Source organism: Cupriavidus sp. PET2-C1, assembly GCF_054515855.1.
Window position 1 is genome coordinate 2,506,423 of sequence record NZ_CM137260.1, and the last position, 20,672, is coordinate 2,527,094.

Genomic DNA, 20,672 nt, shown 5'->3' on the forward strand with positions numbered 1-20,672 from the left:
GGCGTCAGGGAATGGCCACATCGGCCAGCAGGCGGGCAAGCGCCTCCTGGCCACCGCCGGCTGGGCCGGACGGCAGCAGCCGGTGGCCCGCCACTGGCATGAAGACCGCCTGCACGTCTTCGGGCAGCACGCTGTCCCGCTGGTGCAGCAGCGCCCAGGCGCGCGCGCAGGCCAGCAGCGCCAGGCCTGCCCGCGGCGACAACCCGGCGGCAAAGGCGGCGTGCGCGCGCGTGGCCTGCACCAGGGCCAGGGCGTAGTCCACCAGCGCCGGGCCGGCATAGACCTGGGCCGCGGCCTGCTGCAGCGCGGCCACCTGCGCTGCATCCATCACCGGGGTGCCGGCCGCGGGGGCTGCCCCGCCAAGGTAGAGCACGCGCTCGAAGGCCGGATCGGGATAACCCAGCGACAGGCGCATGGTGAAGCGGTCGAGCTGGGATTCGGGCAAGGCGTGCGTGCCGATCTGGTCCAGCGGATTCTGCGTGGCGATGACGAAGAACGGGGACGGCAAGGCATGGGTGACGCCGTCGTGGGTGACCTGTCCCTCGGCCATCGCCTCCAGCAAGGCGCTCTGTGTCTTGGGGGTGGCGCGGTTGATCTCGTCGGCCAGCACCACCTGTGCGAACACGGGGCCGCGGTGGAAGCGGAATTCCGCGCTGTCGCGCACGAAGACGGAGACGCCGATCAGGTCGGCGGGCAACAGGTCGCTGGTGAACTGCACGCGCTGGAACTGCAACCCCAACGTGCGCGCCAGCGCGTGGGCGAGCGTGGTCTTGCCCACGCCCGGCAGGTCCTCCAGCAGCAGATGGCCACGTGCCAGCATGCAGGCCAGCGCCAGCCGGATCTGCCGGGGCTTGCCCAGGACGATGCGGCCAAGCTGGGCTTCCGCCTCGGAGAGCGATGCGACGATGCGTGGGCGAGCTGTCACGTGAAGCCTGCGGGTCGGGGGGAGAACCCGGCCATTGTAGCGGCGCGCGCAGGCGCGGGAACAGTCTGTTTGCGCACGCAACGGGCACCCGACGCACGCGGGGCGCGCCGATTCGCCCGGCTTCTGGCATTATCGAAGCTGTCGGCCCAGCCAACCCCTCATCCGCTGCAATGAACTCCCCGCTTGCTGTCCCGCCGGGTGCCGCTTCCAAAGTGGCTTCCACGGCTTCCAAGGTTTCCACCGCTTCTGCCACCCCTGCGGCCATCGCCCCGACCGCTGCAGACTTGAACGAACTCAACCGCGCCTTTCACGCAGACGGCTATATCGTGCTGCGCGGCTTTGCCCCGCCCGCGGTCTGCGGCCAGCTCGAGCAGGTCGCACGCGCGCAACTGGCCGCGGCCGCGGCGCCGGTCGAATATGAAGCCGAGCTAGGCTATCCCGGCGCGCCCGCCAGCCGCGACGCCGTCGGAGGGGCCACGGTGCGGCGCTTGCGCCAGGCCTATGGGCGCGACGATGCATTCCGTGCATGGGCCGCCGATCCCGCGGTGACGCAGGTGGTCGCGACCTTGCTGGGCGAGCCGGTGCGCCTGACTCTCGCTCACCACAACTGCGTGATGACCAAGCATCCGCACTATGGCAGCCAGACCGGCTGGCACCGTGATACCCGCTACTGGTCATTTGCCCGCCCGGAGCTGGTGACGGTGTGGCTGGCGCTGGGCAGGGAGGATGAGAGCAACGGCGTGCTGCGCGTGATTCCCGGCTCGCACACCGTCGCGCTCGAACCCGGCCAGCTCGATGCGGCCGAATTCCTGATCGAGTCGCATCCGGCCAGCCAGGCCATGCTGCAAGGCGTGCGGCCGCTGGCCCTGGAGCGCGGCGACGTGCTGCTGTTCGACAGCCGGCTGTTTCACAGCGCGGGCCAGAACGTTTCCGAGGCAGTCAAGCTGTCGGTCGCCTTCGCCTACCACGGTGCCAGCAACCATCCGCTGCCGGGCACCCGCTCGGCCGAGTTCGGCAGCGTCGAGCTGCCTGCGCCGGCAACGGCCACACGCTAACCGCGCTGGCGCATCAGCTCCGCAGGCTGATCAGGTTCGAGATTTTCTCGGAGGCGGCCAGCAGCGGCGGCAGGAAGCTGCTGGCCATGTCGTCGGCGCTGGTGCGGTTGGCCTGGCCGCTGATATTGATGGCGGCGATGACCTGGCCGGCACGGTTGCGGATCGGCGCGGCCAGCGAGACCAGCCCTTCTTCCAGTTCCTGGTCGTTCTGGGCCCAGCCGCGCGTGCGGATGCCGGCGATGATGGCCTTGAGCTCGGCGGGGTCGGTGACGGTGCGGCTGGTACGGGCGCGCAGTTCGCTGGCGCCCAGCACCCGGTCGAGCTCCTCAAGCGGCAGGCCGGCCAGCAGCACACGGCCCATCGACGAGCAATAGGCCGGAAGCCGGCTGCCAATGGACAGGTTGATCGTCATGATCTTGCGCGCCGGCACCCGCAGCACATAGACGATCTCGGTGCCGTCCAGCACGGAGATCGAGCAGCTTTCATGCACCTCCTGCGACAACGCTTCCATGATCGGCTCGGCCAGATTCCAGAACGGCATCGAGGTCAGGTAGGCGAAGCCCAGGTCGAGGATCTTGGGCGTCAGGCGGAACAGGCGGCCATCGGCGCGCACATAGCCCAGCCCGACCAGGGTCAGCAGAATGCGCCGCGCGCCGGCGCGGGTCAGGCCGCTGGCCTGCGCGATCTCGCTCAGCGTCTGGGCGGGGTGCTGCGCGTCAAAGGCACGGATGACCGAGAGCCCGCGTGCAAAGGACTGCACATAGGTATCGCTCGGCTTCTCCGGGCCCGGCGCGGCGGCGGGCGCCACGGAAGCATCCGTGGCCGGGTGGTCGGAATTGTCGGGAGCGGCAGGGCTGGCCATCGGTTGGTTCGGCTGATTGCCGAATACACACGGAAAGGCCGAAAGGGTAGAGGAAATGCGGGGCGCGCGCCAGTGGCGCACCCGCTGCGCGCATAATGTCGCGCGTTTGGGAAACATAGCTTGTAAAGGAAACATCGCCTGGTGAACGAGACAATCCAGTGGAACGATTGGGAAGCCTTCTGCTGCGTGGTGGAGCAAGGCACTTTCACGGCTGCGGCGGAGCAGCTCGACTGCCCCAAGTCCCGGGTCTCGGCGGCGGTGGCGCGGCTCGAGTCGGCAATCGGCTCGAAGCTTCTCCAGCGCACGACCCGGCGCATGCGCCTGACCGATGCCGGCAGCGCGGTGTACCGGGACGTGGCGCCCTTGTTTGCGCGGCTGCGTGAGATCCGCCAGGAAACACTGGCGCGCGAGGAGCGGGTGCAAGGCGTGCTGCGCATCGCCGCGCCGTACGAGTTTGGCGCCCAGCAACTGGGTGGCGTGATCTGCCGCACGCTGGCGGCCCACCCGGCACTGGACGTGAAGGTGGAGATCTCGCAAGGCATGGTCGATCCCATTCGTGACGGATTCGACGTCGCCTTTGTCGCGGTCGATGCCGACCTGCCTGATTCCGGGACCGTGGCGCGGCGCATCTATCACGTGGAGCGCGGCCTGTTCGCGGCGCCGGCGCTGGCCGCCGGCCTGCCGCTGCAACTGCAGCCCGAAGACCTGGCCAAGCTGCCGACCCTGACCACGCCTGGCGACGGCATGTGGGAATTCACCCGCGATGGCGAGCGCGTGGCGGTACCGATCCGGCCGCGCATGCAGACCGCCAACGCCGAGCTGCGGCTGCAGGGCGCCCTGGCCGGCCTTGGCATTGCCCGGTTGTCGCTGATCTATTGCGAAGCGGAAGTCGCCCAGGGACGGCTGGTGAAGGTGCTGCCGGACTACCCGCCGCCACCGCTGCGGGTCTTTGCCTTGCTGCCGGATCGCCGGCTGCAACCGCGCAAGGTACGCGTCTTCATGGAGGCGGTGGAAGCCATGATGGCCTCCGAACTGCAGGACCGAAACGACGCAGCCGCGCCCGGCCCGTGAGGGCTGGCGCGGCTGTGGGGGTCATTGCGGCTGGGGTGGGCGGCTGGCAGGCCTGCCCATGTCCGCGCTGACAATGTTGCTCACACCGTGAGCACTTGCTGACTATCTCTGACTATCCAACTCTAACTGTCTCTTCCACACCTGGCGAATGCCAGGTTGCGCTCAGGCGCCGTCGCTGAAGCTGCTGCGGGGCTCGTTCACGCCGCGAGCGCCGTCGGTGTACGGGTCACGCGGGCCGCTGCGGGCGCCATCGGTGAACGGGTCGCGCGGGCCGTTGCGGGCACCGTCGGTGAACGCATCGACCGTGCGGCCGATGCTGCCATCGAGGCGGGCCAGGTCGGAAACCGGCGTGCTGGCGTGCGCGGAGGCGGCGGCCATCGACAGGCCGATGGCGCAGAGGAGGGAAACGGCGAGGGTGCGGGTTTGTGCGAGGGTCTTCATGATGCTTTTCTTCCTTCAGGCATATCGTGGTGTGTTCCACGTTGGCTGTAATGTATGCCTACATCTGCCCAGGAAAAAGCGTCAATCACCAAAACACTGTTCGTCACTATGGACAATGCCCCGGGCGTGGGCCCGGGGCATTCACAAGCATCCCTTGCCGGCGGGGCCTTCAAAGACCTTCAGATGTCTTCAGGTGCCTTCAGGTGCCTTTAGAGGTCTTCAGAGGCCAAATCGCGCGCCGAACAATCCCGCGCCAAGGCGGGCAATGATCATCAGCAGGATCTGCGCGATCACGAAAAGCGCCAGCGGCGAGATATCGAAGCCGCCCAGGCGCGGAATGACCCGGCGGATCGGGCGTAGCAGCGGCTCGGTCAGGTGGTTGATGGCGGGCGTGACGGGTGAGTGCGGGTTGACCCACGACAGAACCGCCATCAGCAGCGTGACCCACATCACCATGCTGATGCCCCACTTCAGCATATTGAGCACGGCGATCAGCAGGATCAGCGGCAGGTAGGTCAGCGGGTCGGCGCCGGAGACCAGCAGCACCAGCAGCAGGAACGCCAGGGCGGTCAGCCAGGCGCCGATCACGGTGGCCCAGTCGATGCCGCCAAGGCCGGGGATGAACCGGCGCAAGGGCCGCACCAGCCAGTCGGTGACCTGGAATACGCCTTGCGAGACGGGATTGCGCGTGGGCAGCCGTGTCCATTGCATCCACAGGCGCAGCAGCAGCGCCATGCCGAACAAGCTGAAGACGGTATCGAGCAGGAAAAGGGCGATTTCCGAGAACATCGGTTTCGATTCCGGTGGAAGTGTGATGTCGGCAGTCGGGAGTGTCTGCGAACGCACAGATTCTGCCATACCCGCATCGGCGCAGGTCGAAACCCCGGCCTGGCCCCGGAACCTGGCACTGCCGCACGTCCGCGGAACCGCCGGGGGCAGCCCCTATAATGAGCGTCGAGCCAAGTTCCCCAGCGTCCAGACGCTACCCCCTATGACCCGCCAGCCTGCCGCATCCAAATCCCCGCTTGCCAAGCAGGATTTCGAGGCATTATCCGATTTTCGCTACCAACTGCGGCGTTTCCTGCGGTTTTCAGAAGATGCCGCCCAGAGCGAAGGGCTGACCGTGCAGCAATACCTGCTGATGCTGCATATCCGCGGCTGTGCCGGCAAGGACTGGGCATCGATCGGCGAGCTCGCCGAGCGCTTGCAGGCCAAGCAGCACGGCGTGGTCGCGCTGGTCAACCGCTGCGAGGCGGCCGGGCTGGTCAAGCGCAAGGCCAACCCGGATGACCGCCGCATTGTCGAGGTCCACCTGATGGCCAAGGGCGAGCGCTTCCTCAACCGGCTGGCCATGCTGCACCGGAGCGAGCTGGAATCGCTGCGTGGCACCTTTCGCGTGGCACGCCTCACGGCCTTCAACGACGATGGCGCGGAGCGCGCCTGAGCACCCAAGAAGCAATCCTGAAGCGTTCCTGAAGCGGGAAATCGGCTTTTTTTAACCCGGCAGGCATTCCCGTTACAGGCAGTTACCAATCACAAGCCTCGGTGACACCCGAGGCGCCCCTGCGGCCCTAGACTCGCGCGCATTCCCACACGCGTTGCTACCGCAGGAGTTTTCCCGATGTCTTTCCCTTCTTTCCCCCTTCGTACCGCCGCGCTTGCCTTGCTTGCAGCGGGTGCCCTGGCCGGCTGTGTGAGCGCGCCGTATGGCGGCGGGTATGGTGGCTACGGGGCCTATGGCAATTCGGGCACATACGGCAGCAGCACGCAGGTGGGTGGCGCTTACCCCGTGGCCTATCCGCAGCAGGGCTACCAGCAACCCGCTTACCCGCAGGCCGACTACCCGCAATCGGGCTATCCGCAGGCGCCGGTACAGGAGAGCTATCCGCAACAAGGTTACCCGCAAGCCGGCTATCCCCAGCCGAGCCAGCCGCAAGCCGCCTACGGCAACGATGCCTACGGCGTGCGCTATGGCCAGGTTGAATCCATCGAGATGTTGCCGGGACAGTCGGCTAGCGGCGGCGTCGCCGGTACTTTGATCGGCGGCATGGTTGGCGGCCTGCTCGGCCACCAGGTCGGCGGCGGCCGCGGCAATACGGTCGCGACCATCGGCGGCGCGGTGGTCGGCGCGGTGGCCGGCAACGAGGTGGAGAAGCGCACCAACACGGCACCGCCCGCGTACCGCATCCGCGTGCGCACCACTGACAACGGCTACCTCACGGTGACCCAGTCGACGCCGTACAACTTGCGCAACGGCGACCGGGTCAAGGTGCAGAACGGCGTGGCAATGCCTTACTGACGATGGGGTTGCCCGGATCGTCATCTTCCCTTGTCTAAGGGTGTCAGGGCTCCCGGGCGGTGAGGCGGCCGCGCGTGGCGCACCGCTTCCTCGCCGGGCGCCGTTCATCCCGCAGCAAGGTGTTCCGCGATGCCGGGGCCGGCATCACGCTGGCCTCGCCGCCTATCGGCCCGCCCCGAACAAGCCCGCGTAATCCTCGCGCAATTGCCGCTTGAGCAGTTTGCCGGCGGTGTTGCGCGGCAGGTCGGGCACGAACACGATGCGCTTGGGCACCTTGTACGGGGCCAGCGCGGCGCGGGCATGGGCAAGCAGCGCCTCCTCCTCAGCGCGCGTCTCGCGCTTGAGCACCACGCAAGCCGCCACGGCTTCCACCCACTTGGGGTGCGGCAGCGCGAAGACAGCGACTTCCGCCACGGCTTCATGCTGGTACAGGCACTCCTCGACTTCACGGCTGGATACCAGCACGCCGCCGGAATTGATCACGTCCTTGATGCGGTCCACCACATACAGATAGCCGCCCTCGTCCATATAGCCCAGGTCGCCCGAGTGGAACCAGCCGCCGCTGAAAGCCTCGGCGGTCTGCTCCGGTTTGTCCCAGTACTCGGTGAGCAATTGCGGCGAGCGGTGCACGATCTCGCCGAGCTCGCCGGGCCTGGCGTCCTGCATCTTCTCGTCGACGATGCGGGTTTCCACATTCAGCACGGGCCGCCCGGCCGAAGCGGGCCGCTCGCGGTGCTCATCGGGGCCGAGCACCGTGGCCAGCGGGCCGATCTCGCTTTGTCCGTAGCAGTTGAAAAAGCCCAGCGCGGGCAGGCGCTCGCGTAATTCCAGCAGCACCGGCAGCGGCATGATCGAGGCGCCGTAATAGGCCTTGGTCAGCGAGACCAGCTGGCGCGGATCGAAGTCCGCGTGGCGCAGCAGCGCAATCCATACGGTGGGTGGCGCAAAGAAGCTGGTGATGCCGGCCTCGCGCACCGTGCGCAGGCAGAAGCCCGGCTCGGGGCTTTGCGCCAGCAGGATGCTGCCGCCCATCAGCAGCAGCGGCATCAGGAAGACATGCATCTGCGCGGAGTGGTAGAGCGGCAGCGCAGCCAGCGCGTCATCCTCCGGCTTGATGTCGCACGTGGCGATGGCGCTCATGTATTCGGCCAGCAAGGCGCGATGCGTCAGCACCGCCCCCTTGGGCGCGGACGTGGTGCCGGAGGTGTAGAGGATCTGCGCCGGCATGGCGTCGTCGAGGGTGGCAAGGATCTCCCCGGCGGGGCCCTTGGCCGCCGTCAGCACGTCGCGCTCGCCGCCGCCATGGAGGCTCCCCAGCAACGGGCAAGGCAGCCCTTCGACGTGCGCGGCCAGCGCCGGGTCGGCGAACAGCGCACTGGCGCCGGACTGGGCGACGATGTATTCGACCTCCCCGCGCGTCATCGAGAAATTCACCGGCACATGGATCAGCCCGGCACGCAGGCAGCCCAGCCACAGCAGCACGTAGGCATCCGAATTCTTGCCGAACGCCGCCACGCGGTCGCCGGGGCGCAGGCCCCACCGTTGCAGCGCGGCGCCCACGCTGGCCGCCGCGGCCTCGAGTTCGCGATAGGTCCAGCTGCGTTCGCCAAAGCGCAGCGCCACCTTGTCGGGGCTGCGCCGTACCGCGCGGGCGAGGGCATCGGGGATGGTGTTGCGCAGGACGCGCTGCTGCTCTGACTGCATGGTGGTCTCCGTTATGGTTTTAGGGTCCAGCAAGTCTTGAGAGCCGATGCCGCAGGGCTTGATCGCGTCATTGCATTCCTGGCGCAAGCACGATGCCATGGCCGCGGCGTTGGCGTTCGAGGGGCCAGCATACGGGCGGGCCGGCGCAGGCGCAAGCCGCCCTGGCGTGGGGAAGGCGGAGACGCCGGGCAGGACGTCCGGCGCAAGGGGAGGATAGAGCGAGGCAGCGCGCCACGGCGGGGCCGTGGCGCGTGTATGCAGCCCGATGGCGGCGGCTTTTGCTGCCGCTGCCGCTGGCTCAGGCGGACAGCGCGCCAGCCAGGAAGGTCAGGGCTCGGCCGTGGGCCAGCGCGGCGGACGGCTGATGATACGAGCCGCGCGCCCAGCAGTTGAAGCCGTGATCGGCCTGCGCATAAACGTGGATTTCCGCCTGGCGGTTGCCGGCCACGGCCGCGCGCACTTTCTCGACGGCGTCGGCCGGGATATGCGCATCGAGCGCGCCGTAGTGGAACTGGACCGGCACCTTGATACTGGCGGCTTCCTGCAGGTTGTTCTGGATGCCGCCGCCATAGTAAGGAACCGCCGCATCGACCAGGCCACGCGCGGCGCTCAGGTAGGCCATCAGGCCACCGAAGCAGTAGCCCACTGCCGCAATCTTCGCGCCCGCGCCGAGCTGGCCGCGCAGCGCCTTGGCGGTGGCGGCGATGTCTTTCACCGCCAGCTCCACATCCACCTTCTGGCGCAACTCCATCGCGCGCGCCATGTCCGCGCCCGCATAGCCCAGTTCCACGCGCGGCGCCAAGCGCCAGAACACGTCCGGCGCCAGCACCACGTAGCCGTCGAGGGCGTACTGGTCCGCTACCGCGCGGATATGTTCATTGACACCAAAGATTTCCTGCACCAGCACGATGCCAGGTGCATTGGCCGCCTTGCCGGTGGGCGGCAGGGCCAGGTAGGCATCGAAGGCGCCACCTTCGGTTTCAACGCGGATCCATTGGCTGTTGCTGTGGTTAGGCATGCTTGCTTGCTCCATTGACACTCAGTGCCGTTGATCGGCAGGACAGAAATCCGGAAAACTGCAAGTGTGCCACTGTCCGGGCAGACGTGCCGGGCGTCACTTAGAGGCCGTTTCAAAAAGATTCTGGCGTCGTTGCGCGGCCTTGCCGTACCACTTGTACTGTCTGCGGCCGCGCGCCTAGCCAGAACCGCTTCGCTTCATTTTGAAACAGCCTCTTGGCCCGTCACTCAGCCCGTCATGCAGCATGCGGGGGCCCGGTCCATCAGCTTGCCGGCTGAACGCCAGGCAGGAACTCGATGCCGGTGCGCCTGACCAGCTCGCCATAGGAGATCGGCTTGCCCGGCCGGGCGGCGTCGGAGTTCTCGATCCAGTGCGCCCAGGCGCGGTTGGTCGACGGGTCGTAGACGAGCTTGTAGAGGTATGTGGGGACCCAGACCTTGCCGCTGCCAATGGTGCGAACGTTGCCATCGAAGACCGGGCCCGTGATGACATAGACATCGCCGGCCGCGCGCATGGCGTACTTGCGTGTGGCCTTTTCGATGGAGGCCCATGCCTTGCGGTTGTTCTGGCTGTATTGCGGCACCACGTTGGCGAGCGTGAACGATTGCGACATGGCTTGCGCGGTCGGCTGGTCGGCGGCAGGCGACATGTGGCCACGGTCGATGCCTTCATTGCCCTTGTAGTCGTCCAGTTCCGCCCGCTCGGCGCGGGGCAGGCGCGCATCGGAGAAGAAGCGATTTGTTCGCGTCTCGTCCCTGGCATCGATCAGTTGCGCGCGCGACAGGCGCTCAGCCACGTACAGCGGGGTCTTGCTGCGGCCCGAGTGCATGACAGCAAAGGCGTCATAGCAAAGCGGGCGCAGCTTGAGCTCCGCCGAGCTCGGTGCCTTGGGGGCCGCGCTTTGCGCGAAGAATTGAGGACATTGGGAAAAGCCGCCGGAAGCGCTGGCCACGCCAGATGCCAGGCACAGCGCCACCGAGAAAAAAAACTTCTTCATGCGAGAAAGGAATCCTTACAGCTTGCAGATTTGAAGAGACGGCAAAAGCCGGCAAAGGCCCGAATAGGCCCGAATAGGTCCGAAAAAGCCGGCGAGAGCCGTCAGAGGACATTGCACCGTTGCGCAGGATGGCGGAGGCCGCGCGCGGGAGCCGGGCATTCTGCCAGACAGAAGCGCGATGCGGAACGGGCGATGCGCAACCTACATAGACCAGGGCGGCAATGAGACAGTTCTCATTCAATGCCGCGGCGGCTCCTATAATCGCGCTTTTGCACAATCACCTACGCACCTGCGTTTTTTCACGGCGCACACCACCATGCTCAACCGGCTGGAAATGCTGAGGATCTTCTGCGCGGCAGCGGAGTCGGCTTCGTTCAAGGCGGCCGCGACGCGGCTGGGCACGTCGCCGCAAACCGTCACCCGCGCGGTCAAGGACCTCGAGGAAGCCGTGGGCGAGCCGCTGTTCCACCGCAACACCCGCCAGATCCGCATCACCGCCGCCGGCGAGCGCCTGGCCGAGCGCGCCCGCGCGGCGCTCGTCGATGTCGACAGCCTGTTCGCGCATCCGGCCAGCCGCTCGGACACGGAGCTCAAGGGCGTCGTGCGCATTACCGCGCCGAGCACGCTTGGGCGGCAGCATCTGCTGGTGGCGCTGCGGGAGGTAGCGCTGGCGCATCCGGGCATCACGCTCGACATCCGGCTTTCGGACCAGGTCGCCGATGTGGTCGACGACGAGATCGACATCGGCCTGCGCCTGGGCATGTTCCGCGACCAGCGGCTGGTGGCGCGCATGACGACGCGGGTGGGCTTTCACATCGTGGGCACGCCGGAGCTGGTGGCGCGCGTGGGCAAGCCGGCCGACCTGGCCCAACTCGCCGCGCTGCCCACCACAGGCCTGATCGACCGCAGCAGCGGCCGCGCCTGGCCGTGGTATTTCGCCCAGGGCGAGCAGTTCAATCCGCGCGCGCCAGCTTTTCTCACCGACGACCCGGAGACCGAAATGGAAGCGATCCTCTCCGGGCTCGCCTACGGGCAGTTGCCTGACTATCTCGCGCAGCCCCATCTGCGCTCGGGCCGCCTCGTCAGCGTGCTGGACCGCTTCGCGCCCGCGCCGTGGGGTTTGTACATCTACCGCTCGCGCCGTAGCCCGGTGCCGATGCGCATCCGGCTGGTGTTTGACGCGCTGGTGGCTTACTTCGGCGACAAAGACGCAGTGGCGGCGCGCTGAGCGCGCTTTCCGCTGTCTTGACCGAGCGGACGGTGGCATGCCGCTGCCGGGCACGGTTATCCGTTAACCAATGAATTCCAGAACATGGAATTCTGAAATCAAAACGTTTCCATTTCGATTGATCATCGCCGCCAAGATAATCACTTCCATCCGCAGGCAGCGCGCCTGCAGTTTTCCGGAGTGAACAATGAGCACGAACATCGCAAGCAAGGTTGTAGTCATCACCGGCGCCAGCAGCGGGCTGGGCGAAGCCACCGCGCGTCACCTGGGCGCGGCGGGCGCCTCGCTGGTACTGGCCGCGCGTCGCGGCGACCGCCTGGAAACCCTGGCGGCCGAGATCCGCGCCAAGGGCGGCAAGGCGGAAGTGGTGGTAGCCGACGTGAGCCGGCGCGCCGATGTCGAGGCCTTGGTGCAAAAGGCCGTGGCAAGCTTCGGCCGCATCGATGTCATGATCAACAACGCGGGTCTCATGGCCATCGCCCCCATGAGCGAGGCCAAGGTCGAGGAATGGGAGCGCATGATCGACATCAACATCAAGGGCGTGCTGTATGGCATCGCTGCCGCGCTGCCCGTGTTCCAGAAGCAGGGCGCGGGGCACTTCATCAATATTGCCTCGGTCGCGGGCGTGAAGGTGTTCAGCCCGGGCGGCACGGTGTACAGCGGCACCAAGTTCGCAGTGCGCGCCATTTCCGAAGGCTTGCGGCATGAAACCGGCGGCGCGATCCGCACCACGGTGATTTCGCCGGGCGCGGTCGACTCGGAGCTCAAGCTGGGCAGCTCCCACGCGGAAAGCGCCAAGGTGGTGGGCGAGTTCTATCAGCAAGCCATCCCGGCCGATTCGGTGGCTCGCGCCATCGCCTACGCGATCGAGCAGCCGGCCGACGTGGATATCAACGAGATTGTGCTGCGCCCGACCGTGCAGGAATTCTGAGCATTGCGGGCAACGCGGCCGCGTCCCTGTGGATCAGGCCGCGCGCGGCGTCTTTCGGCTGCGCATGGCCGAGGGGCGCACCTGCTGCAGGGTGCGCAGGCTCTGGATGGCATCTTCGATCGCCTCGATGCCTTGGGTGAGGCGGTCCCGGGCCTGGCCCAGCGCGGTCTGGGTCTCGGCGTCGAAGATCGCCAGGTGATCAAGCGAATCGACCTCGGCCTGCAACTGGCCGACGAGCCGTCGCAACTGCGCGGTGCTGTGTGATGCGGTGGAACGGATTGCCATTGCGGTCTCCGGAAAGGCAGGGCGCACACTCGTAAGGTAGAACGTATGCACCGGAAAGGACAAACTCTTTCTCAGCGCGTTCGATCGTTTTACGCGTTAGGCAACAGTCTGCCAATGCTCGCTCAGGACAGCGCAAGCAACCGCAAGGCGCGGACACCAAACGCACCGTTGCGATGGCATGATCCTTGCCGGTTTGCATGGCATTTTGCGAGGCGTCCTTTGGCGAGCGGGCGCCCCCGCATGGCGCCATGCGAGGCCAATGCCGGCGGATAGCAATCAATCGGCGTGGATGTTTGCCGCTTGGGCGATCTTGCGCAGGCGTGCGATCTCGCTGGTGACGCGCGCGCGGTATTCGCCGGCGCTGCCGTACTCGGGCTCGAAGCCGTTGGCGGTCATGCTCTGCTGCAGCGCGGGATCCTTCATCATGCTGGCAATAGCGGTTTCCAGCGTCTGGCGCGCCGGCGCGGGAATGCCCTTGGGCGCGACGATGGCAAACCAGGTGCTGAGCGACACGCCGGGATAGCCGCTTTCGATCGCCGTGGGCACCTGGGGCAGCAGCATCGAGCGCGCGGCGCTGGTGACGGCGATGGCCTTGACCTTGCCGCCCTTGATTTGCGGCGCGGCGGCCACCACGGTATCGACCGACAGCGGGATCTGGTTGCCGATCAGGTCGGCCATGGCGGGCGCGCTGCCTTTGTACGGTACGTGCAGCAAGCCCATGCCGGTCGCCGCGTTGATCATCTCACCCGCGAAGTGCGCGGTGGTGCCCGCGCCATAGGAGCCGTAGGACATGCCGCCCGGCTTGGCCTTGGCCTCGGCCACCAGTTGCTTGAGCGTGTCCGCCTTGACCGCCGGATTGGCCAGCAGCACCAGCGCGGTGGAGCCGACCATGCCGAGCGGCTCGAAGCTCTTGAGCGAGTCGTAGGGCAGGCGCGAGTACGTGACCGGATTCACGGTGAACGTGGTGGCAGCACTGAGCAGCAAGGTATAGCCGTCAGGCGTGGCTTTCGCCACATAGTCGGCGCCGACGATCGTGCCCGCACCGGCCTTGTTCTCTACCACCACGGATTGCCGCAGCACGTCGCCCAGCTTGCGCGCCACCAGGCGGGCAAGCACATCCGTGGAGCCGCCCGGGGGAAACGGCACTACCAGCTTGATCGGCTTGTCCGGGTACGTCTGGGCCAGCGCCGGCCCGGCAGCCGCCAGTGCCGCGCAGGCGGCGGCACTGCCAAGAATGCATCGGGCCACGCCGCGGGTCTTGTCCAGCGTCCATCTGGTCATGTGCGTTGCAAACATCTGTGTTTCCCCTTGTGTTGCGATCAATGTGGTCGATGCGGCCCGGCGCGCCGATCCTGGCCGGTGCTGCCGTGGTGGCTTACAACGCCGGGCGGATGCGCCCGGCGGGATTGGCCTGCTCGAACAGTTGCGCAAACGCCAGCAGCGCGCGCTCGCCGCGATATTTGCCGACGATCTGCAAGCCCACCGGCAAGCCGTCGTCGGTAAAGCCGCAGGGCACCGAGATGGCGGGATGGCCCGTGATGGTGATGCGGTAGCACGAGCGCATCCAGCCAATATAGCTAGGCATCGGCACGCCTTCGATGCGCTGCGGATATTCGGTTTCAACGGCGAACGGCGTCACCTGCGACACCGGCGCGATCAGGAAATCGTAACGCGCCAGCAGGGCCTGCATGCGCGCAAACATGCGGCTGTGGGCCCGCGCGGCTTCCGCCATCGCGGCGCCGTCCTGGGCCAGGCCCAGGTCGATGTTCCAGCGCACCGATTCCTTCATCTGTTCGCCATGCTCGGCGCGGGCGGCGCCGTAGTTGGTGGCGAACGCCAGCGCGCGCAGCACCTCGAAGGCGTGGTCGGCCCCGCTGAAATCCGGCTCCGCCTCGTCCACCGTGCAGCCCAGCGCCTGGCACTGGCGAATTCCCTCCTGCAGCATGCGGCTCACCGCCGGCTCGAACGGCAGCCCACCGAGCGTCGGGCTGACCGCCACGCGCAGGCCCTTGCCATCGATCCGGGGCAGGGTGGTGAAATCGCTGGCGTCGGCGGCAATGGCCAGCGGGTCGGCCGGATCGTCGCCGGCCAGCACGCTGAACATCAGCGCCACATCCGCCACCGAGCGGCCCATCGGCCCGCCCACCGTGAGCGTGTTGAATGCATGGTTGGCCGGCGTCATCGGCACCCGTCCGATCGACGCTCGCAAGCCCACCACATTGCAGAAGCTGGCCGGGTTGCGCAGCGAACCGCCCATGTCCGAGCCATCGGCCAGCGCGACCATGCCCGCGGCCAGCGCCGCCGCGCTGCCACCACTGCTGCCACCGGCCGAGACGCCCTGGCGGTAAGGGTTGCGCGTGGCGCCGAACACAGCATTGAAGGTGTGCGAGCCCGCGCCGAACTCCGGCAGGTTGGTCTTGCCCAGCATGATGGCGCCCGCCGCCCGTTGGCGCGCCACCACCGCGCTGTCCTGCGCCGGCACAAAATCCCGGTACACCGCCGAGCCAAAGGTAGTGCGCACCCCCGCGCTCAGGAAGGAATCCTTGTGCGCCACCGGCAGGCCAAACAGCGGCCCGGGCACGGCGCCGCGCGCCAGCGCTGTGTCGGCCGCATCGGCCGCGGCCTGTGCCTCCTCGAAGGTGGTGGTGACGATCGCGTTGATGGCCGGGTTGACGCGCTGGATGCGCGCGATATGCGCGTCAATCACTTCGCGCACGCCGAGTTCACGGGTGCGGATGGCGCGGGCCATTTCCACGGCGCCCAGGTAGCAGATGTCTTCCATGAGGTTACGGTCTCCTTGCTTCGCTTTGCATTCTGTCGGCGCCCCGCTGCCGCTCGCTGGCTTGCGTGCGTGCGCGGCCGGGGCATGGCGTAACGATAACGGCAGCCGGGCCAGTTGCGGCAAAACGCGTGTCGCAATGCCAACAGCATTTCCGCGCTCTGCCTGCCAGTTCACGCCCGCCAGTGGCGTGGCAGAGCGCACTAGCCGCACCGCGGCGGTGCCGTTTGCGCGAGAAGCTGCCGCTCAGGCCGCGCCGCATGGCATTTCGGCACCATTGGTGCTCCGGCCAGCCAGAAAGCTGCTTTCTAAAATCAGCAAGGCAGGCGCAGGCCAGGCTTATCATTGCGCAAAGGCCGGTGCGGCATGGCAGCGCGCTGCCGGTCCCTCTCATGCAAAGACATGCTTGCCAGAAGCACATTCATGAAGCTCACATATGAAGCTCACATCGATCCACGCAGTACCACTGGCCTATTTCCTGGAAGTGGCGGAGCGCGGCTCGCTCAGCGCGGCCTCTGCCTCGTTGCATGTGGCAGTATCGGCCATCAGCCGGCAGGTGGCCCGGCTCGAAGCGGAACTCGGTACGGCGCTCTTCGAGCGCGAGCCGCGCGGCATGCGCCTGACCGAGGCCGGACTGGTGGTGCAGCAGTACGGACGCCGCGCCTTCCTCGACGCGCAGACCCTGCAGGCCGATCTCCAGGGTTTGCTTAGCGTGGCGCACAGCAAAGTCAGGCTGGCCTGCACCGACGGCTTCGCGCGGGACTACATGCCTTACGCGATGGCGCTGTTCCAGCGCCGTTTTCCCGGCGTGAGCTTTTCGCTTGAAGTCTGCGCGCCCGCGATCGCCACGCGCATGGTCCGCGAGGGCACGGTGGACCTGGCGCTGACGTTCGCCATCGCGGCCCAGGAAGGCATCGAAGTCGCCTACTCGGAAACCGCACCGGTCTATGCCTATGTCGCGCGCAAGCATCCGCTGGCCGCGCTCAAGCGCGCCAGCCTGAAGGAGGTGGTGGCGTATCCGCTGGCGCTGCCCAGCGAGACCAACACCATCCGGCAGCTGTTCGACCTGGCCTGTGGCGTGGAAGGGCTGCGCCCGCGCATATTGCTTAGCAGCAATTCGCTGAGCGCGCTGGTGGGCTACCAGGCGTATGCGGACGCGGTGTACCTGACGGGCTCCCTGGCGGTGCGCAACAACCTGCGCGCGGAGCGGCGCGTGCTGGTGCCGATCGCCAGCCGCGCCATGCAGCAGCGCGCGCTGCAGGTGCAGACCATGGCGGGGCGCCACCTGCCGCCGGCAGTGCGCGCCTTCGTCGAATGGCTCGCCGAGGACATCGCCGGGCGGCGCCGCGCCGTGCCGGACCAGCCGGCACGCCGGCGCGCCGGCCAGGCTCAGGCATGAAACGCCGGCACGGGGCCAGTGCTTAACACGTCAGCAATCTTGTCGGCGAGTAACCGCTCTTTGGATTTGCCGTGCCCGCTGCCTATGATGGAGAAACGTATCTGGAGCACCAAGCTGGCGGGTGCGTATCGTAGCCAGCGGCCATCGCGCCAAGGAGGGCGGACATGTCAAACCACACCTACAAACTGGTCGAGATCGTCGGCTCGTCGCCGGACGGCTGCGACGCGGCGATCCGTAGCGCCATCGACAAGGCGAGCGAGACCATCAAGCATATCGACTGGTTCGAAGTGGTTGAGACACGCGGGCACATCGCGGACGGCAAGGTCGCGCACTTCCAGGTCACGCTGAAGATTGGGTTTCGCGTGAGCTGAGTTGCGCCGCATCGTCCGCGTGGCTATACAACTGGTTCAGTGCTGCGTCGGGCGCGTCGCGCAGGAAGGCGAGCATCTTGTCGATGAAGGGCGCATTGGCGGTGCGCGGCACTTGCCGCACCCAGCGGATGGCCTCGTGTTCCTGGCCGCATAGCGCCAGCGTGCGGGCGTAGTTGAACTGGCCGCGAAAATCGCCGCCTTCGGCGGCGCGGCGGTAGTAGTCCATTGCCACGGCCGCGTTGCGTTCCACTTCCCAACCGTCCTCGTAGAAGCCGCCCACGATATTGAGCGACTTGGCGTGCCCCATATCGGCTGCCCGCAGATACCAGTCGAGCGCTTGCGGGCGGCTGGCGGCAATGCCACGGCCCAGCACCAGCGCGGTTGCCAGGTTGTACATGCCCCAATCGGAGCCGCGCTGTGCCGCGAGCGTGTACCACTGCGCTGCCGCGTGATCGTCCTGCAGCGTGCCCCAGGCGTTTTCGTAGCAGCGGCCAGTCATGTTCGAGGCCCCGGCATGGCCGGCGTGCGCGGCGTACTTGAACCACACGAAGGCGCGGGCTGCGTCGCGCTCGACGCCGTGGCCTGCGAGAAACCACTGGCCGAGAATCATCTGCGCTTCGAGGTTGCCTTGCACGGCGGCGCCGCCCAGCCAGGGCAGCGCCAGGTGTGGCGGCTCGCGCAGCTTGTCGGCCAGGCCGTTGGGGCCAAGCTGGTCAAGCTCTCCGGGAGAGACGATGCGGAAGGGGAGTGTGGCCAGTGTGTCCAGTGTTTCCATACGGGGCGGAGAAAGTAAAAACGGCACACCGTGCCGCAAGGGTGGTGTGCCGTGTGCGGGCTGGCCGGTTTGCATGACCGGTCAGCAGCGCAGGGTTTGCCGAGCGCCTGCCGCGGCTCAATAGCGCACGTTGAGGCTCAGGACGCCCGAGCGTCCGGGAGCGATCGATGCGTAGTGGCTGGCGAAGGCCTGGTTGTAATAGACCTTGTCAGCCAGGTTGAACACATTGAGCTGCACCGCCACGTTCTTGTTGATGCGATACGAGGCCATCGCATCAAAGCGCCAGTATGAGGGCACCCATTTGTTGGTGGCTTCGCTGCCCCACACCTTGGAGACATAGTACGCACCGCCGCCTACCGTGAGGTTGGGGATGATCTGATACGTGCTCCACACGCTGAAGCTGTCCGCGGGTGTGTTGGGGAAGGACTGGCCGTCGGTGGCGCCGAAGGCCGCACCCGCGCCGCCGTTGTTGCGCAGTTCGCTCTTCAGGTGCGTGTAGCCGCCGAACACGGCCCACTTGTCGGTGACGTTGCCCGAGAAGCCAAGTTCTACGCCGTCCACGCGCTTGTTTCCGGCCATGGCGGCGGTGCCGTCCTGCTGCGTGATGCGCGCATTGGTGGTTTCCACGCGGAAGATCGCGGCGGTCAGGGCCAGGCGCTTGCGCAGCACGTCCCACTTGGTGCCGATCTCGAAGGCGCGGTTCTTTTCCGGCGCGAGGTTGGAGCCGGGATTGCGGCCACTGCGGTCCGGCCCCAGTGCGTTGCCGTCGCTGCCCTGGGCCAGGAAGGAGCCGGCCGGGGTCGACGAGGTGCCGTAGGAAACGTAGAAGCTGGCGTTGTCCACCGGTTTGTAGACCAAGCCCAACTGGTAGTTGAACAGGTTGTCGTCACGCGAGTACTCGGCGCGGGTGCCGTCGGCGGCGCGGGGGGTCTGGAACTCGGTGCTGTAGCGGTCAAAGCGCACGCCGGCATTGAGCAGCCACTGCTTGTTCAGCTCGATCGAGTCGAAGGCGTAGACCGAGCTGGTGTTGGTCTTCGAGTTGGTCGGGTTGTTCACGCGGCTGATGGCGCCCGCCCATGGGTCGTTGGGGTTGGGGTTGTACAGCGTGGTGCAGTTGTAGCCGCCGGCAGCGCCCGGGCCGCTCGGGCAGCGGTTGCTCCCGGTCGCCACGTTGTAGCTGTCGTTCTCGCTCTTCTCTTGCGCGAACTCCACGCCGAAGGCGTACTTGTGCTTGATCGTGCCGGTGGCGAATTCGCCCGACAGGTCGGTTTGGTTGGCAATGGTCTTGGCGGTGGCCACACGCGTATTGGCGCGGCGCCAGATCATGCCGTAGTACAGATTGCCCTGGCTGTCGTCCGGCTGGGTCCAGATGAAGTCCTGGCTGGTCTTGGCAATACGGGTCTGGTTGCGGAACTTGAGCGCGGGGCTGAAATCGTGCTCGAAGCGGATGGTGCCCATGTCGGCCTTGTCCTTGCGGAAGTCGCGATCGGACAAGCCGTAATAGGTGCTGCGCGGCACGTTCACCGGCGAGCCGTCGCCGGCAACGCTCAGCCGCGGGCGGCCGTCGGTGCGGCGATTGAACGTGGGGTTGTTGTACGGGATGCCGGTGTCGGGGATATCGTCCGACTGCATGTGATAGTAGGACAGCGTCAGGCGCGTGTCGGTACCCAGGCCGAAGGCCACGGAGGGTGCAAAGCCCCAGCGATTCTGGTGCGTGGTATCGCGCCCGGCGACGCCGGCATCGTGATACATGGCGTTCAGGCGGAAGGCCGCGTGGTCGGCGAACTTCCAGTTGCCGTCGACCGTGGCGCGCTTGTATTCCGCATTGCCGACGCCAATGTTGCCTTCGGCGAAGCTGGTCAGCTTGGGCGCCTTGCTGACGATATTGATGCTGCCGCCGGCCGAGCCGCGGCCGTCGTAGGCGCCGGCCGGGCCCTTGGTGACCTCGACGGATTCGACGTTGAACAACTCGCGGCTTTGCGAGCCGATGTCGCGGAAGCCATCCAGGAAGGTGCTGGCCTGCGCATCGTAGCCACGGATAAAGGGCCGGTCGCCAACCGGGTTGCCGCCTTCGCCGGCGCCGAAGGAGATGCCGGGTACCGTACGCAGCACATCGCTCAGGCTGGTCGAGCCGGTGCTCTGGATCACTTCCTGCGGAATGACGGTGATCGACTTGGGTGTATCGAGCAGGGCGGCGGGCGTCTTGATCGACGATGCAGTGTCCGCCTTGAAGCCGCTTTCGCTGGCGCCACTGACGGTTACCGCGGGCAATTCCACGGCGGCAACGGTCGTGCCGGCCGATTGGGCAGCGACCGGCGCGGCTGCGACCGCCATGCCAACGGCGCCGGAAAGGCGCGGTATGACGTTATGTTTCTTGTTCTTCCGGACGACAAAAGCGGTCTGCACGAATTCCCCCGATTGCTTGAATAATGTTGCGAATGAGAAGAATTATCATTTGTATTTCATATGTCAGTCAAGACATACATCCATCGTGTCTGTAGCGAAAACGTTACATTTCGGGATTGCGGTATG

The 20,672-nt window shown here is 66.7% G+C and carries 20 protein-coding genes; 8 read left to right on the forward strand and 12 right to left on the reverse strand.

Annotation, left to right across the window (positions count from 1 at the left end):
- Positions 1 to 4 precede the first annotated feature (4 nt).
- Positions 5 to 925 carry an AAA family ATPase gene (locus ACX12D_RS31200; RefSeq protein WP_459374869.1) on the reverse strand — a complete coding sequence of 307 codons (921 nt, stop codon included), beginning with the start codon at positions 923 to 925 and terminating at the stop codon, positions 5 to 7.
- Between the two features lie 284 nt (positions 926 to 1,209).
- Here ACX12D_RS31200 and ACX12D_RS31205 point away from each other — a divergent pair, with 284 nt between their 5' ends.
- The gene (locus ACX12D_RS31205; RefSeq protein WP_441639009.1) at positions 1,210 to 1,980 is read left to right on the forward strand and encodes a phytanoyl-CoA dioxygenase family protein; all 771 of its coding nucleotides are present in this window, start codon (positions 1,210 to 1,212) and stop codon (positions 1,978 to 1,980) included.
- Between the two features lie 13 nt (positions 1,981 to 1,993).
- Here ACX12D_RS31205 and ACX12D_RS31210 read toward each other — a convergent pair whose 3' ends face one another.
- Positions 1,994 to 2,842 carry an IclR family transcriptional regulator gene (locus tag ACX12D_RS31210; RefSeq protein WP_459374870.1) on the reverse strand — a complete coding sequence of 283 codons (849 nt, stop codon included), beginning with the start codon at positions 2,840 to 2,842 and terminating at the stop codon, positions 1,994 to 1,996.
- 141 nt (positions 2,843 to 2,983) lie between these two features.
- Here ACX12D_RS31210 and ACX12D_RS31215 point away from each other — a divergent pair, with 141 nt between their 5' ends.
- Positions 2,984 to 3,913: a LysR family transcriptional regulator gene (locus ACX12D_RS31215; RefSeq protein ID WP_459374871.1), complete on the forward strand. Its 930-nt coding sequence runs from the start codon at positions 2,984 to 2,986 to the stop codon at positions 3,911 to 3,913.
- Positions 3,914 to 4,075: 162 nt separating this feature from the next.
- Here the strand turns inward: ACX12D_RS31215 and ACX12D_RS31220 are convergent, their stop codons facing one another.
- Positions 4,076 to 4,354 (reverse strand): hypothetical protein, encoded by a 279-nt coding sequence (locus ACX12D_RS31220; protein WP_253930380.1) that lies wholly within the window; start codon positions 4,352 to 4,354, stop codon positions 4,076 to 4,078.
- 219 nt (positions 4,355 to 4,573) lie between these two features.
- The gene (locus ACX12D_RS31225; RefSeq protein ID WP_459374872.1) at positions 4,574 to 5,143 is read right to left on the reverse strand and encodes a YggT family protein; all 570 of its coding nucleotides are present in this window, start codon (positions 5,141 to 5,143) and stop codon (positions 4,574 to 4,576) included.
- 202 nt (positions 5,144 to 5,345) lie between these two features.
- Here ACX12D_RS31225 and ACX12D_RS31230 point away from each other — a divergent pair, with 202 nt between their 5' ends.
- Together ACX12D_RS31230 and ACX12D_RS31235 are read left to right on the forward strand one after the other, a co-directional pair.
- Positions 5,346 to 5,798 (forward strand): MarR family winged helix-turn-helix transcriptional regulator, encoded by a 453-nt coding sequence (locus ACX12D_RS31230; RefSeq protein ID WP_150991589.1) that lies wholly within the window; start codon positions 5,346 to 5,348, stop codon positions 5,796 to 5,798.
- Between the two features lie 177 nt (positions 5,799 to 5,975).
- Entirely contained in the window at positions 5,976 to 6,653 is a 678-nt protein-coding gene (locus ACX12D_RS31235) for an outer membrane lipoprotein (RefSeq protein ID WP_459374874.1), read from the forward strand.
- A gap of 162 nt (positions 6,654 to 6,815) precedes the next feature.
- On the opposite strand, the gene ACX12D_RS31240 is transcribed toward ACX12D_RS31235, so the two are convergent.
- The 3 genes from ACX12D_RS31240 to ACX12D_RS31250 all read right to left on the reverse strand — a co-directional run bounded on the left by ACX12D_RS31240 (position 6,816) and on the right by ACX12D_RS31250 (position 10,372).
- Positions 6,816 to 8,357: a fatty acyl-CoA synthetase gene (locus tag ACX12D_RS31240; protein ID WP_459374875.1), complete on the reverse strand. Its 1,542-nt coding sequence runs from the start codon at positions 8,355 to 8,357 to the stop codon at positions 6,816 to 6,818.
- A gap of 298 nt (positions 8,358 to 8,655) precedes the next feature.
- Entirely contained in the window at positions 8,656 to 9,375 is a 720-nt protein-coding gene (locus ACX12D_RS31245) for a dienelactone hydrolase family protein (RefSeq protein WP_043357103.1), read from the reverse strand.
- A 262-nt stretch (positions 9,376 to 9,637) separates the two neighbouring features.
- Positions 9,638 to 10,372 (reverse strand): DNA/RNA non-specific endonuclease, encoded by a 735-nt coding sequence (locus ACX12D_RS31250; RefSeq protein WP_459374876.1) that lies wholly within the window; start codon positions 10,370 to 10,372, stop codon positions 9,638 to 9,640.
- Positions 10,373 to 10,688: 316 nt separating this feature from the next.
- Here ACX12D_RS31250 and ACX12D_RS31255 point away from each other — a divergent pair, with 316 nt between their 5' ends.
- On the forward strand, positions 10,689 to 11,600 hold the full coding sequence (locus ACX12D_RS31255; protein WP_459374877.1) for a LysR family transcriptional regulator: 912 nt from the start codon (positions 10,689 to 10,691) through the stop codon (positions 11,598 to 11,600).
- 187 nt (positions 11,601 to 11,787) lie between these two features.
- The gene (locus ACX12D_RS31260) at positions 11,788 to 12,531 is read left to right on the forward strand and encodes an SDR family oxidoreductase (RefSeq protein ID WP_459374878.1); all 744 of its coding nucleotides are present in this window, start codon (positions 11,788 to 11,790) and stop codon (positions 12,529 to 12,531) included.
- Positions 12,532 to 12,564: 33 nt separating this feature from the next.
- Here ACX12D_RS31260 and ACX12D_RS31265 read toward each other — a convergent pair whose 3' ends face one another.
- The 3 genes from ACX12D_RS31265 to ACX12D_RS31275 all read right to left on the reverse strand — a co-directional run bounded on the left by ACX12D_RS31265 (position 12,565) and on the right by ACX12D_RS31275 (position 15,598).
- Positions 12,565 to 12,816, reverse strand: a complete 252-nt coding sequence (locus ACX12D_RS31265; RefSeq protein ID WP_006163098.1) for a hypothetical protein — start codon at positions 12,814 to 12,816, stop codon at positions 12,565 to 12,567.
- 276 nt (positions 12,817 to 13,092) lie between these two features.
- Positions 13,093 to 14,112, reverse strand: a complete 1,020-nt coding sequence (locus ACX12D_RS31270; protein ID WP_459374879.1) for a Bug family tripartite tricarboxylate transporter substrate binding protein — start codon at positions 14,110 to 14,112, stop codon at positions 13,093 to 13,095.
- Positions 14,113 to 14,191: 79 nt separating this feature from the next.
- Complete coding sequence (locus tag ACX12D_RS31275; protein WP_459374881.1) at positions 14,192 to 15,598, reverse strand: amidase; 1,407 nt, start codon at positions 15,596 to 15,598, stop codon at positions 14,192 to 14,194.
- A 433-nt stretch (positions 15,599 to 16,031) separates the two neighbouring features.
- On the opposite strand from ACX12D_RS31275, the gene ACX12D_RS31280 reads away from it, so the two are divergent.
- Both ACX12D_RS31280 and ACX12D_RS31285 read left to right on the forward strand, forming a co-directional pair.
- Positions 16,032 to 16,994: a LysR family transcriptional regulator gene (locus ACX12D_RS31280; protein ID WP_459374882.1), complete on the forward strand. Its 963-nt coding sequence runs from the start codon at positions 16,032 to 16,034 to the stop codon at positions 16,992 to 16,994.
- Positions 16,995 to 17,158: 164 nt separating this feature from the next.
- Positions 17,159 to 17,365: a dodecin gene (locus tag ACX12D_RS31285; protein ID WP_459374883.1), complete on the forward strand. Its 207-nt coding sequence runs from the start codon at positions 17,159 to 17,161 to the stop codon at positions 17,363 to 17,365.
- On the opposite strand, the gene ACX12D_RS31290 is transcribed toward ACX12D_RS31285, so the two are convergent.
- Both ACX12D_RS31290 and ACX12D_RS31295 read right to left on the reverse strand, forming a co-directional pair.
- Positions 17,334 to 18,140 carry a tetratricopeptide repeat protein gene (locus ACX12D_RS31290; protein WP_459374885.1) on the reverse strand — a complete coding sequence of 269 codons (807 nt, stop codon included), beginning with the start codon at positions 18,138 to 18,140 and terminating at the stop codon, positions 17,334 to 17,336. The two genes, ACX12D_RS31285 and ACX12D_RS31290, sit on opposite strands and share 32 nt — an antisense overlap.
- Positions 18,141 to 18,257: 117 nt before the next feature.
- Positions 18,258 to 20,474, reverse strand: coding sequence for a TonB-dependent receptor (locus ACX12D_RS31295; RefSeq protein WP_459374886.1), 2,217 nt, complete (start codon positions 20,472 to 20,474; stop codon positions 18,258 to 18,260).
- Positions 20,475 to 20,672: the final 198 nt, after the last annotated feature.